This window comes from Streptomyces sp. NBC_00996 (assembly GCF_045162675.1).
GTDB lineage: Bacteria > Actinomycetota > Actinomycetes > Streptomycetales > Streptomycetaceae > Streptomyces.
This window is the reverse complement of the sequence record NZ_CP108723.1, coordinates 6829496-6845736: the sequence shown is the minus strand read 5'-3', so window position 1 is coordinate 6845736 and position 16241 is coordinate 6829496. Positions and strand designations below refer to the sequence as shown.

Sequence of the window (16241 nt, the reverse complement as noted above, 5' to 3'; positions counted from 1 at the left end):
AGTAGCCGACGAGCCTGGGCAAGAGACTCAGTTCACCGCGTCGACTTCCCCCTCCGCCAACTCCACGTCGTACACCAGCGGGCCGTCCTCCACGACCACGTGCCGTGCGCGGGCCCCGTACGACGCCGCCGTGGCCGCCAGGAGGTACGTACCCGGCGCGGGCACCGACACGATGTACGAGCCGTCCGCCAGCGAGCCGGCACGGTCCAGTTGGCGCCCGCCCTTGGACAGGAGGGTCACCACCGCACCCTCGACCGGATCGCCGTCGGCGGTGCGGATGAAGCCGTGGACAACCGAGGCGCCGCCCTCCGCGGGAAGCTCCTCCAGGGTCTCCTCCTTCGGCTCCACCGCCAGATGCGGCAACCGCTTCTCGAGGCCGGCCGGCAGCCACCAGTTGGACTTGCCGAGCAGATGCATCGCCGCCGGCACCAGGGCCGTACGGAGAATGAAGGCGTCGAGGGCGACGGCTGCCGCCAGGCCCACGCCCGCCATCGCGGCCCCCGAGTCGCCGCTCAGGACGAAGGCAAGGAAGACGCAGACCATGATGAGCGCCGCGCTGTTGATGACGCGGCTCGTCTCCGTCAGCCCGACCCGCACCGCGCGCGCGTTGTCCTTCGTGTGCACCCACTCCTCGTGCATCCGGCTCACCAGGAACACCTGGTAGTCCATCGAGAGGCCGAAGAGGAGGGACAGCATGATGACGGGCAGGAAGGCGTTGATCGGCCCCTCCTTGCCGAGGCCGAGCAGGTCGAGGCCCCATCCCCACTGGAAGATCGCGGTGAGGACGCCGAAGGAGGCCGCCGCGGCGATCAGGTTCATCAGCGCGGCCGTCAGCGGCACCACGAGGGAGCGGAAGGCGACCAGCAGGAGCAGGAAGCCGAGACCGATGATCGTGGCGATGAAGAAGGGCAGCCGGTCACCGGTGATGGAGGCGAAGTCCTTGGAGACGGCCGTCACGCCACCGACGTGGGCTTGAGCGCCCGCGCCGGGGATCACCCGGTCCCGTAGCGTGTCGATGAGCTGGTCGGTCTTCTCCGACTGCGGCGAGGTCGTCGGCACCACCTGGATCACCGTCACGCCCCGCGCGGGCGGCAGCGCGGCGACCCGGGCGACTCCGGCGGTGTCACCGATGCCCTTCACCAGGCTGTCCGTGTCGCCGCTGGACACGACCACCTGCAAGGGGCCGTTGAAACCGGGCCCGAAGCCCTCGGCGAGCAGGTCGTACGCCTTCCTGGTCGTCGTCGAGGCGTCGTCGTTGCCCTGGTCGGTGGCGCCCAGCCGCAGTGACAGCACGGGCAGCGCGAGGACGGCCATGACGACCACGGCCAGGGTGGCGATCGTACGAGGGCGCCGCTGGACGCTCGCCGACCAGCGCGCCGCGGCACCGCTCGCCCGCTCCGGCTCGGGCCCTCCCCCACTCTCGGCTTCGCTCGACCGGGCGGTGCCCCCAGCCTCCAGCTTGCGCCGCTGGCGGCGGCTGAGCACCCGGGTGCCGAGCAGACCGAGCAGCGCCGGCAGCAGGGTGACCGCCGCGAGCACGCTGAAGACGACGGTGAGCGAGGTGCCGATGACCACACCGTCCAGGAACCGCAGGTTCGTCACCAGCATCCCGGCGAGCGCGATGCACACCGTGCCGCCCGCGAACAGCACCGCCCGACCGGAGGTGTTGAGGGCGGTGACCGTCGACTCCTCCGGTTTCATGCCGCGCAGGATGCCGCGTCGGTGCCGCGTCACGATGAAGAGCGCGTAGTCGATGCCCACACCGAGCCCGATGAGGGTGGCGAGCAGCGGGGCCAGGTCGGGGATGTCGGTGGCGTGGCTGAGCAGCTGGGTGGAGAACAGGCCGGTGCCGACGCCGAACAGGGCGATGGCGATCGGCAGCAGCATCGCGAACAGTGAGCCGAAGGCCAGGAACAGGACGACGGCCGCGGCCAGGATGCCGACCATTTCAGCGAGTCCGGTGGGCGGTTCCTGCACCCGCTGGATCGCCTGACCGCCCAGCTCGACATGCAGACCGCCGCGTTCGGCGTTCTGCGCGGTGTCGACGACGTCCTGCACCAGTTCCTTGGGGACGGCGTTCGCCTGCTCCGCGAAGGTGATCTGGGCGTACGCGATCTTGCCGTTCCGGCTGATCTGCGCCGCGCCCCGGTCGCCCGAGTACGGGCCGGCCACGTCGCCGACGCCCTTCATCTTCCCGATCTCGTCGAGTACGGGCTGGATCCTGGACCGTACGGACTGGTCCCGGACCGTTCCCTCGTCGACCTTCCACACCACCGTGTCGGTGTCGCCCGCACTGTTCGGGAACGCCTTCTCCATCAGGTCGTACGCGCTCTTGGAGTCCGTATTCGGAAGGGAGAAGACATTCGCGTAGTCCGTGCCCGCGGTGGAAGCCGCGAAGCCCAGTCCGAACAATGCCGCCACCCACAGCAACAGGACCACCAGCCGGTGCCGATAGCACCACCGTGCCAATGTCGCCACGCTCAACGCTCCTTAGTCGGTCGGTTGGTCCCCCAGGTCCTGGACAACAGGATTTCCGGGGGCACGCGCGCGTGGACACGCAGTGGCCATGACTCTCAAGGAACTCCAAAGGGCGGACGCCCCTCGCTGTCAGTGCCGGTGCGGATACTGGGGACATGACCGGTCACGAGGGAGCCACCGTGCTCGTCGTAGAGGACGAGCCGAGCATCGCGGACGTCCTGGCCATCGCCCTGCGCTATCACCGTTTCGAGGTGATGACGGCGGGCACCGTCCGCCAGGCGCTCACGCTCGCCGAGCGCACCCGCCCCGACGCCGCGCTGCTCGACGTGATGCTCCCGGACGGCGACGGCCGGGCGCTCGGCCGTGAACTGCGGGTACGGCAGCCCGACCTGGCCATCGTCTTCCTCACCGCACGGGACGCGCCCGCCGAGATCGTGGGAGCGCTCGGCTTCGGCGACGACTACATCACCAAGCCGTTCAACATCGACGAGGTCGTCGCCCGGATCACGGCCGTACTGCGCCGCACCCGCGCGGACGACGTCCTGCCGCAGCGCCCGCCCCTGCGATACGGCGACCTGGAACTGGACGAGACGACGTACAGCGTCCATCGCGCGGGCCATACGGTGGAGCTCACGCCGACCGAGTACGCCCTGCTGCGCTTCCTGGTCCGCAACGGCGGGCGGATCGTGCCCAAGGAGCAACTCCTGCGCCACGTGTGGCAGTACGAGCACTCGGCCGAGTCGACCGTCGTGGAGACGTACATCAGCTATCTGCGGCGCAAGCTCGAACCGCTGGGGCCGCCGGTGATCCAGACGCGGCGGGGCGTCGGATACGGGCTCGCATGACAAGCCTGCCTCGTCTGAAGATCCCGGGCCGCGTGAGGATGCCGGCGCGTCTGAAGATCCCGGCGCGCGTGAGGCCCCGGCGCCCGCTCTGCCGGCACGGTGTCCATTCTCTCCGGGGCCAGCTGACGCTCGCGAACGTGGGGCTGCTGGCCCTGGGCATAGTGGTGGCGACCGCCGTGAGCCTGATGGGCATGCGGCACTATCTGCTCGACCAGATCGACACCGAGCTCGTCAAGACCCGGGAGTCGCTCGGCAGTTCGCAGCTCACCATGCAACAGATCGACTCACTGAGCGCGCTGGCATTCGTACGCGACCGCATGCTGCCCCCCACGGACGAGTCACCGAAACCGGACTCGATCTTCACGGCCGTCGACAGGACCGGGAAGGCCGTCGCCATAGCCGGCTTCAAGCCGACCAGTACCCAACGAGCCCTGGCGGCCGCCGTGCACGACCCGCACGCCCTCGCTGCCGACAGCGAACCGCACGACGTCACGGTGCACGGCGCCGCCTACCGGGCGACCGGGGTCCGGCTCGCCGACGGCACATACGTGCTGCTTGCCACCTCGACCGACGCGCTGCACAAGGGCATCGCGAAGGCGCTCAAGCTCGATGTGACCATCGGCACGCTGCTGTTGGCGCTGCTCGCCTGCCTGACGATGTTCAGCGTACGGCGTCGGATGCGGCCGTTGGAGGACATGGTGGAGACCTCCTCGGCGATCGCCGAGGGGGATCTGACCCGGCGTGTGCCCTCCAGCCACCATCCGACCCAGGAGGTCGAGCAGTTGCGGCTCGCCCTCAACTCGATGCTCCACCAGGTCGAGTCGGCGTACCGGACGCGCGAGCGCAGCGCCGCCCAGCTGCGCCGGTTCGTCGGCGACGCCTCGCACGAGCTGCGCACGCCGCTGTCGGCAATACGCGGCTATCTCCAGCTCTACGAGAAGGGGATGCTGACCGATCCGGCCGAGCGCAAGCGGGCCTGGGACCGGATGAACGGGGAGGCCGACCGCATGGGCCGGCTCGTGGACGAGCTGCTCACCCTGGCCCGCCTCGATCAGCGTCCCGAACTTCGCTTCAGGAACGTCGACTTGAGCCGCCTGGTGCGGGACGCGGCCGAGGATCTGCGGGCCCAGCAGCCGGGGCGCCCGGTGAGCGTGGGCGCCGACGGCACGCTGCTCGTGCAGGCCGACGAGTCGGGGCTGCGCCAGGTGCTCGGCAATCTCGTGGGCAACGTACGCACCCACACGCCCGCCGAAGTGCCGGTGCGGCTCGGTCTGGAACGCGCGGACGGTGTCGTACGGCTGTGTGTCACGGACGAGGGTCCGGGGCTCCCGGAGGAGGACGCGGCACGCATCTTCGACCGGTTCTTCCGGGCAGGCGGCGGCGCGGGCAGCGGGCTCGGCATGGCGATCGTGCACGGTGTGGTGGCGGCACACGGGGGCGAGGTGGCGGTACGGACGGCACCGGGCGAGGGGCTGGTGGTGACGGTGACGCTGCCGGCACGGTGACGCTCGCGCTGTTCGGTGCGGTGACGCTCGCGCTGTTCGGTGCGGTGCGGCTCGCCCCTCCGCGCGGGCGCTCACGCCGCCGGTGCGGTGACGCTCGCGCTGTTCGGTGCGGTGGGGCTGGCCCCCTCGGCGCGGGGGCTCACGCCGCCGGCGCGGTGACGCTCGCGCTGTTCGGTGCGGTGCGGCTCGCCCTCACAGTGTGGTGCGGCTCGCCCTTTCGACGCGGGCGCTCACGCCGCCGGTGCGGTGACGCTCGCGCTGCTCGGTGCGGTGCGGCTCGCCCTCACAGTGTGGTGCGGCTCGCCCTTTCGACGCGGGCGCTCACGCCGCCGGTGCGGTGACGCTCGCGCTGTTCGGTGCGGTGCGGCTCGCCCTCACAGTGTGGTGCGGCTCGCCCTTTCGACGCGGGCGCTCACGCCGCCGGTGCGGTGACGCTCGCGCTCCCCGCGCGATGACGGTGACACTCCCTGCGCGGTGCTGCCACGCTTTCGGCACGGTGCCGCCACGCTTCAGGCGGGGTGACGGCCCGGCGCGGTGACCTGCTGAAACCGACTTGGGAAGAAGCTGACCTGGATGATTGAACACGGGCCGCCGCGGCACCGTACACAGATTCAGATACAGATGAAGGCGGCCCCGACGTCCCCAGCCTGGTCCGCCGCGCCACCACCGGGCTTCGCACGGAAGGACCGCCGGGTTGTCGTTCAACACGAGCTCTCGACAGCTGCCGAACACGGACGAGATGCCTCCGGAGGCGAGGCCTGTGCCGGAGCCGCCCGCGCCCGCCCCGGGTGCGGGTGAGACCACGGCCGAAGCCACCTCGCGTGAGCGTGAAGCCGCGCCCGAGGCCACGTCCGGTGAGCCCGAAGCGCCGGTCGAAGCCACCCCTGGCGTCACGGAAGCCCCGGCCGAAGCAGCCTCCAACGACACCGAAGCCACCCCCGGCCTCCCGGAAGCCCCGGCCGAGGCAACCTCCACTGACACCGAAGCCACGCCCGAAACCACCCCCGGCGACGCCGAAACCCCGGCCGAAGCAGCCTCCAACGACACCGAAGCCACCCCCGGCGACGGGGAAGACCCGGCCCCGGCATCGGACGGCCCTGAAGCCCCGGCCGAAACCGCTCCCACTGCCACCCCTGGTTCCGCCGCCTCCCCCGTCCACGGCCGGCGGCGCTGGCGCGGCTGGCGTGAGAAGTACCCCGTCGCGGCCCGCACCCTGGCATGGACGACCACCGGTCTGGCCGCCGCGCTCGTGCTGTTCGCGCTGCTCATGCCGAGCAAGATCGACGACTTCAGGCCCGCCGAGTTCGCCCGTATCCCGGTGGAGGCCATCTTCGGCGCGGCCGTACTGATCGTCCTGCCGCGCAAGCCGCGGATCGCCGTGGCGGCGCTCGCCGGGCTGAGTCTCGGCGCGCTGACCGTCCTGAACTTCCTCGACATCGGCTTCTACGAATACCTCGGACGAGGATTCAACGTCGTCCTCGACTGGACGCTGTTCGGCGACGCGCAGGCGTACCTTCAGGACACGATGGGCAAGAAGGGCGCCCTCGGCATCGTCGTCGTGGTCGTACTGATCGTGCTCGCCGTGCTCGCCCTCATGACGCTGTCGGTCGTTCGGCTGGGCAACCTGCTGGCCCGGTACACCGAGAGGGCGACGCGCACGACGCTGGTGATGGCCATCGTCTGGGTCACCTGCGCGGCGCTCGGCGTGCAGTTCACCGGCGTGCCGTTCGCCTCCGAACACACCACGCTGGTCGTCCAGGACCGTGCCGAGCGGGTGCGGAACACGATCCGGGACGAGGCGGCGTTCGCGAAGATCGCCAAGAAGGACGCCTTCGCCGACACCCCGCCGGACCAGCTGCTGACGGGGCTGCGCGGCAAGGACATGATGATCACGTTCATCGAGAGCTACGGCCGCAGCGCGATCGAGGACCCGGTCATGGCGCCGGGCGTCGACGCGACGCTCACCGCCGAGAACGAGAAGCTGACCAAGGCCGGTTTCGCGGCGAAGAGCGGCTGGCTCACCTCGGCGACGTACGGCGGAAGCAGCTGGCTGGGTCACTCCACTTTCCTGTCCGGTCTGTGGATCAACAACCAGCAGCGCTACCGCACCGTCACGGCAGGGGACCACCTGACCCTCCCCGGCGCCTTCAAGAAGACGGGCGACTGGGACACGGTCGGGGTCATGCCGGGCGTCCAGAAGGCCTGGCCGGAACAGAAGTTCTACGGCATCGACAAGCTCTACGACTCCCGCGACCTCGGCTACAAGGGACCGAAGTTCAGCTGGTCGACCATGCCCGACCAGTACGCCCTGACCGCGTTCGAGCGACTGGTGCACGGCAAGAAGCACGACAAGCCGCTGATGTCGACGATCATCCTGACCTCCAGCCACCAGCCCTGGGCGCCGATCCCCAAGACGGTCCCCCAGGACCAGGTCGGCAACGGCTCGATCTACGACGCCATCCAGAAGGCCGGCAAGAAGCCCGCGGACATCATCACCGACTCGACCAAGTCCAAGCAGGAGTACGGCAAGTCCATCCAGTACTCGGTGACCAGCCTCATCGACTACCTGGTGAAGTACGGCAACAAGGACACCGTGCTCGTCTTCCTCGGCGACCACCAGCCCATCGCCCGGGTCAGCGGCAACAACGCCAGCCGTGACGTGCCGGTCTCGATCGTCGCCAAGGACCCGAAGGTGCTCGACAAGATCGCCGACTGGGGCTGGACGGACGGCCTGCAGCCCCAGCACGACGCGCCGGTCTGGAAGATGAGCGCGTTCCGCGACCGCTTCCTGACGGTGTACGGCTCCACACCCAGGCCGTGAGTCACGTGGCCGCGGCCACCAGCGCCCACGCCGTCTTCCCGTAGCGTCCCCGGCTCCACACCCCCCACGCCACGGCGATGTTCTCCACGAGATGGAGCCCGCGGCCGGTCTCCTCCCAGTCGGCGACCGGCCGCAGACCGGGTTCGGCAAGGCCCTCGTCGGAGACCTCGATGAAGCAGGACCCGTCGGCGAGGGCCGTTACAGCGACCTCGAACTCCCTTTCAAGAAGCGGTCCCCGTGGCGCACCACGTCGGCCGCCGGTTCGGAGACGGGAAGCACGACGTCCTCGAGGGCCGGGGCGTCGGCACGGTGACCTCAGTCGGCGAGATGGTCCCGCACCCTGCGCCGAGCGAGACCGACGGACGCCGGATGCCGCGGCGGCGGGAAGGAGCTGCGTCTCACCACATCCACTCCTCACCCCGCACACATTTCCGACACGGTGCTGTGTTGGGTAGGAGCGCGATGTCACCGGGGCGGGTTTCCACCCCGCGGGATCACGTCGGTTGTCATATCCAGCTCAGCCGCCAGAGGCGGAACACACCGGTCCCGTCCGACAGATACTGACCGCCCCCGACGTCCTCGCTGGTGAGTACATACTCCTTGCGCTGCCACAACGGAATCAGCGGAACGTCCTGAGCCACGACTTCCTGAAGCTGCCGGAAGGAGTCGTCCGCGAGGCTGCGCTCCTTGTACTCCTGAGTGGCCAGAACCAGCCGGTCGGCCGCCTTGCTGCTGTAGCCGTTCTTCATGCTGTTGCCGGTGCCGACGAGCGGGGCGCCGAAGGTGTCCGGGTCGGGATAGTCGGCGACCCAGCCGACGGCCCACGCGTCCAACCGCCCCTGGGCGTACTGCTTCTGGAATTCGGTCCACTCGTAACCCTTGGTCTCCACCTTGAACAGACCGCTCGCCTCCAGCTGCCGCTTGAGCTCGGCGGCCTCCTGCCCCGCGGCGCCCCGCCCCTGGCCGTACCCATAAGTGAAGTGGACCGGCAACTGCACCCCGGCCTCGGTCATTGACACTTGGTTTTCGTGACCAAGTTCCGGCACAAGGTGTTCAAGGATGCTCATCTTCGGCGCATGGAGGAGATCATGCGGGCGGTCTGCGCGGACTTCGAATGCGAACTGGCGGAGTTCAACGGCGAGGACAACCACGTCCACCTCCTGGTGAACTTCCCGCCCAAGGTCGCCGTGACCAAGCTGGTCAACTCCCTCAAAGGGGTCTCCTCCCGACGCCTGCGCCAGGAGTTCCCCGACCTGGTGCGGCACTACTGGCGCGCCAACAAGCTCTGGTCCGGCTCCTACTTCGCCGGCACCGTAGGCGGCGCCCCCCTGAACATCGTGAAGCAGTACATCGAGCAACAGAACCGCCCCGCCTGAACCAAGCACCGCCCGGCTCCGCCAGGTTGAATGCTCCAGCGCTCCGCGCCGCACAGTTTCCTGCTCCGCAGGCACGCCACCGCGACACTCCGCGTCGCTATCGCGAGATTCGCTTCACCACCGGCCTGAAGGCCGATGCACTGCGAATAAGTCCCGGTAGCGCAGCACGATGGGCCGGCCGGTCTCCTTGACGGCACCCTTGTACTTCGGGTTGACCGCGAGCACGGCCTGCTTGTTCTTCGTGTACGTCTTCAGCAGAGAAAGCCCGGTGCCGTCGGCGCCGGTGCCGGTGCGCAGGGTGCGCTTCGGGTAGCGGGTGTGGTCGACGATCGAATCGGCGCCGGTGGCCACCTTGAACGGGAAAGTGGCGTCGGGCGAGGACAGATGGAAGGTGACGGTGAGACCGTCCGCGTCGACCGAGCCGAGGGTGGAGAAGAGGGACGTGGGCCCCACCAGGGAGTTGATGCGCTTCACCCGCTCGAAGGAGAACTTCACGTCCTCGGCGGTCATCCCGCGCCCGCTCGGAAAGGTCAGGTCGTCGCGCAACGTACACACCACCGGGCGGTGTCAGGGCGTCTCCGCCTGTCGCACTGCCTGCAGAAGTGGTTCCGGGCCTCTCCCGCCGGGAGCTCCAGTGACCCGACGACTCACCCCGCACGACGCTCGCCTCGTCGACCGATTTCGTCAACTTCACAGATACGTCGGTCAGTTGGCTCACCGCCTCAGCGCCCAGGCCAATCACGGAGCAGCGCCTCGCGCACATGGCCGATCCCCGCATCCCGTTGCTCACGCGCCCCGGTTGGATACCGCTGCGTCCGCTGCCGCCGCACGATGTCCATCTGCACCACTCCGCGCTGCGCACGGACACCTTCGCCGCGGCCAGGAGGCGACTGGCGGAGAACCGGCCACCCCTTGACGCCGACGAGCACAGCCGCGTACCGCGGCACCTTGGCCCGGCCGGCACGGCTTCCCACGGGTTCATGACACCGCGCGCCCCGTTCCGACCAGAGGCCCGGCAGAGGTCTGCCCTCGGCTCAGGCCTGCCGCGAAGCCAGCTCCACGACCGTGATGTCCGAGGGAGCACCCACCCGGGTCGGCGGCCCCCAGGCCCCCGCACCCCGGGACACGTACAACTGCGTGTCCCCGTAACGCTCCAGCCCGGCGAGCGTCGGATTGGCGGCGCCGGCGATGAAATTCCCCGGCCACAACTGCCCGCCGTGCGTGTGCCCGGACAGCTGAAGATCGACTCCGTGCCGCACGGCCTCATGAATCTGCACCGGCTGATGCGCGAGCAGCACACACGCCCGCGATGTGTCCCGGTCCCCGAGCGCCTTGCCGAAGTCGGGCCCCTGCCCCTCGCTCTCCCCCTGTACGTCGTTCACGCCGGCGAGATCGAATCCGGCCAACTCGGTACGCGCGTTCTCCAGAGGATGGATCCCCAGCTCCCGTACTTCTCGGACCCACTGCTCGGCCCCGGAGAAGTACTCATGATTACCCGTGACGAAGTACGACCCGAAACGCGACCGAAGCCGTGCAAGCGGCGCAGCCGCCGGGCCGAGGTCCTTCACGCTGCCGTCGACGAGATCGCCGACCACCGCGATGAGATCGGGCTGCGTGGAGTTGATGGTGTCGACGACCTTCTGGGCAAAGCCGCGCCCCAGCACCGGCCCCAGATGAATGTCGCTGACGACAGCGATCCGAAACCCATGAGCCGACCGCGGCAACTTGGCCAACGGCACCGTGACCCGCTTCACCCTGGGCCCCCGCAGAACGCCGTAGGTCCCGTACCCCACGGTCCCCACAGCGGCAGCCGCAGCCGCCCCACCCACGACCCGGGAGACGAAGAGCCGACGCGAGGGGGAACCGGTGCTCGACGGGGGACGGCCCGCACCCGCCGATCCGGCCGAAGGGGACGCGCCGGAAGGTCCGCCCGCAGCGGCCGGCGCGTCAACACCGGCCTCTTGGAACCCGGCCGATTCCGCGCCGGACCGAGGACGGATGCTCCGGCGCGGCCCCGACTCACCCTCGACGGCAGGGACGGACGAGACGGCTGCCGCAGCGGCACCGCCGGACGAGACGGCAGACACAGAGGCACCGCCGGACGAGACGGCAGACACAGAGGCACCGTCGGACGAGACGGCAGACACAGCCGAGTCGGCACGCGCAGGCAAGACGACCGCCCGCCGCTCGACCACCCGCCGCACCACCGACCGTACGAGTTCCCCCACCACCAGCGCGAGCACCAGGTAGATCGCCAGCGCCATCCACAGGAACCCAGGCCAGGCCAGCACCCGCTGAAGCCAGAACGGCGCCCCGGCCCGCTCACTCGCGACGGCCCCGAACATCAGCAGGGGCCCGGCGACGAAGACGGCCGCGCCCACCCGACGGGCCACCCCGGGCCCTGACGTGGTGTCGCGCACCAGGCGCCGCCACGCGTACCAGTGCAGCGCGCCGAGCACGGCCGGCGCAACCACGCCCACCAGCACAAAGACGATGACCATGACGCCGTATCCCCCGGTTGCCGTATCCGCGTTATGACGTCTGGCGCAAAGCGCGCACCCCGCGCAACCCGATCACGCCGACGACCGTCCCCAAGACAAAGGAGACGACGGCGAGCGTCAGGTGCACCCAGAAGTACGCCGTCGGATCCCCCGCGTCGTTGAACGCGAGCCCGCTGCCGTCCTTCCACAGGTTCTTGACGAAAGTGATCCAGATGACCCAGCTCCACACCCCGAAGGCGAGCAGGAACCAGGAGACGGGGCGGCTGAGCTTCATGGGTCCAGTATCACCGCCGTCGGCCGGGACCCGGCGCCGGGGTGGGGAGGGTGATAGGACTTCACGCCCCACGCCCTGTACTTTCTCGACCGTGCCTGCCACCGAAAAGACCGCCAAGCGATCCTTGCTGGTCACTTCCGCCACCCTGTTGTCCCTTTCGCTCGCCGCGCCCGCGTTCGCGGACGCGAGCCCGACAGCGAGTCCGACCACGACCCCGTCGGCCACTCCCCCGGCGAACATGTCGACCGTCGGCGGCGAGCGGCTGGGCCAGGCCGGCACGCAGGTGAATCTCGGCACCGGCGCTCCCGTCCTGCCCAAGGACCTCACCGCGCGCTCCTGGATCGTCGCCGACGCCGAGTCCGGCGACATCCTGGCCGCCCACAACGCGCACTGGCGGCTGCCCCCGGCGAGCACCCTGAAGATGCTGTTCGCCGACACGGTGCTGCCGAAGTTCCCCAAGACGATGAAGCACAAGGTGGTCTCCTCCGACCTCGCGGGCATCGGCGCGGGCTCCAGCATGGTGGGGATAAAGGAGAACGAGACCTACACCGTCCACGATCTGTGGCTCGGCGTCTTCCTGCGCTCCGGCAACGACGCCGTGCACGTGCTGTCCCAGATGAACGAGGGCATCGACCAGACGGTCAAGGACATGCAGGCGCACGCCGAGGAGCTCCAGGCCCTCGACACGCACGTGGTCAGCCCGGACGGCTACGACGCGAAGGGCCAGCTGTCGTCGGCGTACGACCTGACGCTGTTCGCCCGCTCCGGGCTGCAGAAGAAGGACTTCCGGGAGTACTGCTCGACGGTGCGGGCCGAGTTCCCGGGCGAGACCACAAAGAACGAGAAGGGCAAAACAGACCGCGGATCCTTCGAGATCCAGAACACCAACCGCCTCCTGACCGGCGACAGCGACATCTCCACGTACCAGGGCATCGCGGGCGTGAAGAACGGAAACACCACCAACGCGGGCGCCACCTTCACCGGTGTCGCCGAGCGGGACGGCAAGGTGCTGCTCGTCACGGTCATGAACCCGGAGAAGAACGAGCACAACGAGGTCTACAAGGAGACCGCGAAGCTCTTCGACTGGGGCTTCCAGGCCACGGGCAACGTCGAGCCGGTGGGTGAGCTGGTGCCGCCGCGGAGCATCGACACCACCGCGCAGCCGGGCGCGAGCGCCTCCAGCCCCGGCGCGGACGACGCGTCCCCGAAGCCGGTGGCGGCCGCCTCCGCCGCGAAGGGCGGTTCGAGCGGCATCGGCATGGCGCTGGCCATCACGGGCGGCTCCCTCGTCCTGCTCGCAGCAGGTGTCTTCCTCGTCAACCGCCGCTGGCCGCTGCCGGATCTGATGCGCCGTCGTCGCTGACCACCTGGGCCGTCGGGTCCGCGTGGTCCGGCCGGACCGCGTGGTCCGTCGGGACCGGCGGGACCGATCGACCCGCCCGGTCCGCCCGGTCCGCCCGGTCCCGCCGGTCCGCCGGGTCCGATCGATCCGCCGGGTCCGATCGATCCGCCGGGTCCAGCGGGGACTCATCGCTCTGCGTCGCCGTCCAGGAGGCGCAGAACAGCAGCAGTTTCGCGGTGAAGTTGATCCACAGCAGCAGCGCGATCGGCACCCCGAACGCGCCGTACATGCTCTTCGCCGCGACACCCCGCATATAGCCGCTGAGCAGCAGCTTGAGCAGCTCGAACCCGGCGGCTCCGATCAGCGCGGCGACGATCAGCCGACGCCGCGGCGGCTGGACGCCGGGCAGCAGCGTGAGGAGGTACAGCAGGAGCAGGAAGGCGGCGAGTACGGCGACGGCGAACGCGGCGGCCCGCAGCAGCGCGCTCCCCCAGCCGTGCTCGTCGATGCCGAGCTGCCGGGTCGTCCACCCCACCGCCGTGGACGCCACGGTGGAGGCGGCGACGGTGACGAGCGCGGCGCCGCCGAGCCCGACCAGTACGCCGCCGTCCTTGAGCTTGCGCAGGAAGGGGTTCTCCTCGCTGTCGGGCAGCTCCCAGACCGCGCGCAGGCACTCCCGCATCGACCCGACCCAGCCGATGCCGGTGAACAGCAGGACGGCGCCCGCGATCAGGCCGATCGTGCCGGCGTTCTGGACGAGGCCTTGGATGTTCAGCTGGTCGGAGATACCGGGAACCTGCTCGGCGAGCTTGTCCTGAAGGTCCTTCTGCTGGCTGGTGCTGAGCGTGGCGGCGGCGATCGCCGCGCCGACGGTCAGCAGCGGGAAGAGCGCCACGAAACTGATGAAGGTCATCGCGGCGGCGAGCCGCGTCCACTTCACCCGGTCCAGACGCTCGTACGACCGCCACGCGTGCGTGGCCATCAGGCGGGAGACCAAGGGCCCCACGCCGGGAAGCTTTTTCAGCCAGTCCATGATCCGACTCTGCCCTCGCCTCGCACACCTCGAACGCCCCGGAAAACCAATGTCCGAGTACCCCAAAAACGCAGGACAGTGGCGAGCGCCATGCCGATTCCGGCGCCCGAGACGGTGTCCGCGCGCTGCGAGGTGAACCCGAGGCCGTAGTGGCTGACGGCGATGCACAGCAGCTGGACGAGGGCGCCCGCGACGTTCACCGCGAAGAAGATCAGGTACTGGCGCGGGCCGCGCGCGGTCGTGTGCCGATAAGTGCCGAGGGCGTTGCCCGCGTATGCCACCGAGCAACCCGCGACGAAGCTCAGCGCCTTGGCGGTCAGCGGGTCGAGGCCCATGGGGCCGCGCAGCCAGGCGAAGAGGCCGAGGTCGGCGGCGTAGGCGAGGATTCCGGTGGTGGCGAAGCCGAGGAGTTCCTGCGCGAGTCGCATCCGGGCGACGGGCTTGTGAGCGACCGGCTCCGGGACAACCGGCTCCGGGACAACCGGTTTCAGTGAGACCGGCCCTTGGACGACCGGCTTCCCTGACGCCGGCTCCCCCGAGACCTGCCCCTCGGCGACGCTCACCAGTTCGCCACGGCGAGGCCGTACATCGCCAGCCACACCAGACCGATGAGCGCGAGCGCACGGTCGTGAAGGACCACGTCCTCGGGCTCGCCCGCCGTGCCCCGGTCGGCGAAGACGGCGTACCGCAGGATGGCCAGGATGAAGGCGACCATGGACAACTGCCGCCAGGGCAGCAGACCGGCGCTGGGCACGCCGCCCTCCTCCAGGGCCCACAGGCAGTAGCCGAGGACGGAGACTCCGGCGGCCAGCTGCCAGACGAAGCGCAGGTAGCCGGTGGTGTACTCGGTGAGCAACGCGCGCGTGGCGCCCGCTTTCCCGGCCATCTGCACGGCCTCGGAGTAACGCTTCGCCGACACCATGAACAGCGCCCCGAAGCCGGTGGTGATCAGGAACCAGCGCGAGAGCGGGATGCCGAGGGCGAGACCGCCGATCATCGCGCGCATGAGGAACCCGGTCGTGACGACGGCGAGGTCCACCACCAGGACGTGCTTCAGGCTGACGCAGTACGCCAGTTGCATGCCGATATACGCCGTCAGCAGCGCGGCGACGGCCGGCGAGCAGAGCCAGGCGGCGGCGCCCGGCGCGAGGAGCGCGAGGGCGCCCCCGACCGCGTACGCGGCCGCGACGGGGACCTGGCCCGCGGCGACCGGGCGGTGGCGCTTGACCGGGTGGGCGCGGTCGGCGGCGGCGTCCCGGGCATCGTTGATCAGGTACACGGCGGCGGCGCAGGCCGTGAACAGCACGAAGACGAGCGCGAGTTGGGTGCACGCGTGCCGGGAGAGAAGCTGGCCCGCGGCGGCCGGAGCCGCCACCACCAGCAGGTTCTTCACCCACTGTCGGGGACGGGTGGTCTTGAGCAGGCCCCGGACGACGCCGGTGACACCCTTCGCGGATGCCGCAGCGGCCGGTGCGCGCTCCAGGAGTGCCGTGCGCTCAGTCATTGACCGACCCCGACCCAGCGTGCGCCCAGGCGGGCTGTCAGGGCCCCCAGGGCGGCTCCTGCGGCGATGTCGGACGGGTAGTGGACCCCGACGACCATCCGCGAGACGCACATCGCGGCGGCGAGCGGGGAAACCACATGCGCGCCGAGCGCGCCGTAGGCGACCGCCGCGGCCGCCGCGGACGTGGCGTGCGAGCTCGGGAAGGAGTGCCGTCCGGCCGTGCGCACCAACGGCACCACATGCGCGGGGCGCGGGCGGCGCACGATCCGCTTCACCCCCATGCTGACGAGGTGCGCGGTAGTGGTGAGCGCCGTCGCGCGCAACCAGGCGCCCCGCCGTTCACGGTCGACGGCCGCCCCTGCCAGCCCCGCCGCAAGCCACAGCGCGCCGTGTTCCCCGCTCCAGGACAGGGCACGCGCGACTGCCGCGACGCGCGGATCCCTGCCGCACTCGTGGACTGCCGACAACAGTCGGCGATCCATGCCGTCGAACCCGCGGTCCATGCCGTCGAGCCGGCGGTCCCTGTAGTCATGGTCGTCAAGGTCGTCCATGTGATCTCACT

At 69.9% G+C, this 16241-nt stretch carries 12 protein-coding genes and 3 pseudogenes; 5 read left to right on the top strand and 10 right to left on the bottom strand.

The window, feature by feature from the left end; translation table 11 throughout:
• Nucleotides 1-27 precede the first annotated feature (27 nt).
• Nucleotides 28-2469: an MMPL family transporter gene (locus tag OG390_RS32165; RefSeq protein ID WP_406177963.1), complete on the bottom strand. Its 2442-nt coding sequence runs from the start codon at nucleotides 2467-2469 to the stop codon at nucleotides 28-30.
• Nucleotides 2470-2633: 164 nt separating this feature from the next.
• Between OG390_RS32165 and OG390_RS32160 the strand changes: the two genes are divergently transcribed.
• The 3 genes from OG390_RS32160 (at nucleotide 2634) to OG390_RS32150 (ending at nucleotide 7649) form a co-directional block, all read left to right on the top strand.
• Complete coding sequence (locus OG390_RS32160) at nucleotides 2634-3323, top strand: response regulator transcription factor (protein WP_399076911.1); 690 nt, start codon at nucleotides 2634-2636, stop codon at nucleotides 3321-3323.
• A 38-nt stretch (nucleotides 3324-3361) separates the two neighbouring features.
• Complete coding sequence (locus tag OG390_RS32155; protein ID WP_406177961.1) at nucleotides 3362-4828, top strand: ATP-binding protein; 1467 nt, start codon at nucleotides 3362-3364, stop codon at nucleotides 4826-4828.
• Between the two features lie 760 nt (nucleotides 4829-5588).
• On the top strand, nucleotides 5589-7649 hold the full coding sequence (locus tag OG390_RS32150) for a sulfatase-like hydrolase/transferase (protein WP_406172886.1): 2061 nt from the start codon (nucleotides 5589-5591) through the stop codon (nucleotides 7647-7649).
• A gap of 1 nt (nucleotide 7650) precedes the next feature.
• Here OG390_RS32150 and OG390_RS32145 read toward each other — a convergent pair.
• Both OG390_RS32145 and OG390_RS32140 read right to left on the bottom strand, forming a co-directional pair.
• Nucleotides 7651-8054: pseudogene (locus OG390_RS32145) on the bottom strand (ATP-binding protein).
• Nucleotides 8055-8155: 101 nt separating this feature from the next.
• Nucleotides 8156-8662 (bottom strand): annotated as a pseudogene (locus OG390_RS32140) (ABC transporter substrate-binding protein); the annotation flags it as partial.
• Nucleotides 8663-8668: 6 nt separating this feature from the next.
• Between OG390_RS32140 and tnpA the strand changes: the two are divergent.
• Nucleotides 8669-9025 (top strand): IS200/IS605 family transposase, encoded by a 357-nt coding sequence (gene tnpA / locus OG390_RS32135; RefSeq protein WP_406172885.1) that lies wholly within the window; start codon nucleotides 8669-8671, stop codon nucleotides 9023-9025.
• Nucleotides 9026-9181: 156 nt separating this feature from the next.
• Here the strand turns inward: tnpA and OG390_RS32130 are convergent.
• The 3 genes and pseudogenes from OG390_RS32130 to OG390_RS32120 form a co-directional block, all read right to left on the bottom strand.
• A pseudogene (locus tag OG390_RS32130) lies at nucleotides 9182-9577 on the bottom strand (ABC transporter substrate-binding protein); the annotation flags it as partial.
• A 482-nt stretch (nucleotides 9578-10059) separates the two neighbouring features.
• Nucleotides 10060-11526 (bottom strand): metallophosphoesterase, encoded by a 1467-nt coding sequence (locus OG390_RS32125; RefSeq protein ID WP_406172884.1) that lies wholly within the window; start codon nucleotides 11524-11526, stop codon nucleotides 10060-10062.
• Nucleotides 11527-11557: 31 nt separating this feature from the next.
• Nucleotides 11558-11800 (bottom strand): SCO4848 family membrane protein, encoded by a 243-nt coding sequence (locus OG390_RS32120; RefSeq protein ID WP_399076921.1) that lies wholly within the window; start codon nucleotides 11798-11800, stop codon nucleotides 11558-11560.
• Nucleotides 11801-11891: 91 nt separating this feature from the next.
• Between OG390_RS32120 and OG390_RS32115 the strand changes: the two genes are divergently transcribed.
• Nucleotides 11892-13163 (top strand): D-alanyl-D-alanine carboxypeptidase family protein, encoded by a 1272-nt coding sequence (locus OG390_RS32115; protein WP_406172883.1) that lies wholly within the window; start codon nucleotides 11892-11894, stop codon nucleotides 13161-13163.
• Here OG390_RS32115 and OG390_RS32110 read toward each other — a convergent pair.
• The 4 genes from OG390_RS32110 to OG390_RS32095 form a co-directional block, all read right to left on the bottom strand.
• A complete protein-coding gene (locus OG390_RS32110) occupies nucleotides 13117-14175 on the bottom strand; it encodes a YihY/virulence factor BrkB family protein (RefSeq protein WP_406172882.1) in 1059 nt (352 codons plus the stop codon). The two genes, OG390_RS32115 and OG390_RS32110, sit on opposite strands and share 47 nt — an antisense overlap.
• Nucleotides 14163-14603, bottom strand: a complete 441-nt coding sequence (locus OG390_RS32105) for a GtrA family protein (RefSeq protein WP_406172881.1) — start codon at nucleotides 14601-14603, stop codon at nucleotides 14163-14165. The genes OG390_RS32110 and OG390_RS32105 overlap by 13 nt, the downstream gene beginning before the upstream one ends.
• 131 nt (nucleotides 14604-14734) lie before the next feature.
• Nucleotides 14735-15679, bottom strand: a complete 945-nt coding sequence (locus OG390_RS32100) for a decaprenyl-phosphate phosphoribosyltransferase (protein WP_406172880.1) — start codon at nucleotides 15677-15679, stop codon at nucleotides 14735-14737.
• On the bottom strand, nucleotides 15676-16182 hold the full coding sequence (locus OG390_RS32095) for a phosphatase PAP2 family protein (RefSeq protein WP_406177959.1): 507 nt from the start codon (nucleotides 16180-16182) through the stop codon (nucleotides 15676-15678). Before OG390_RS32095 ends, OG390_RS32100 begins: the two co-directional genes overlap by 4 nt.
• Nucleotides 16183-16241 lie beyond the last annotated feature (59 nt).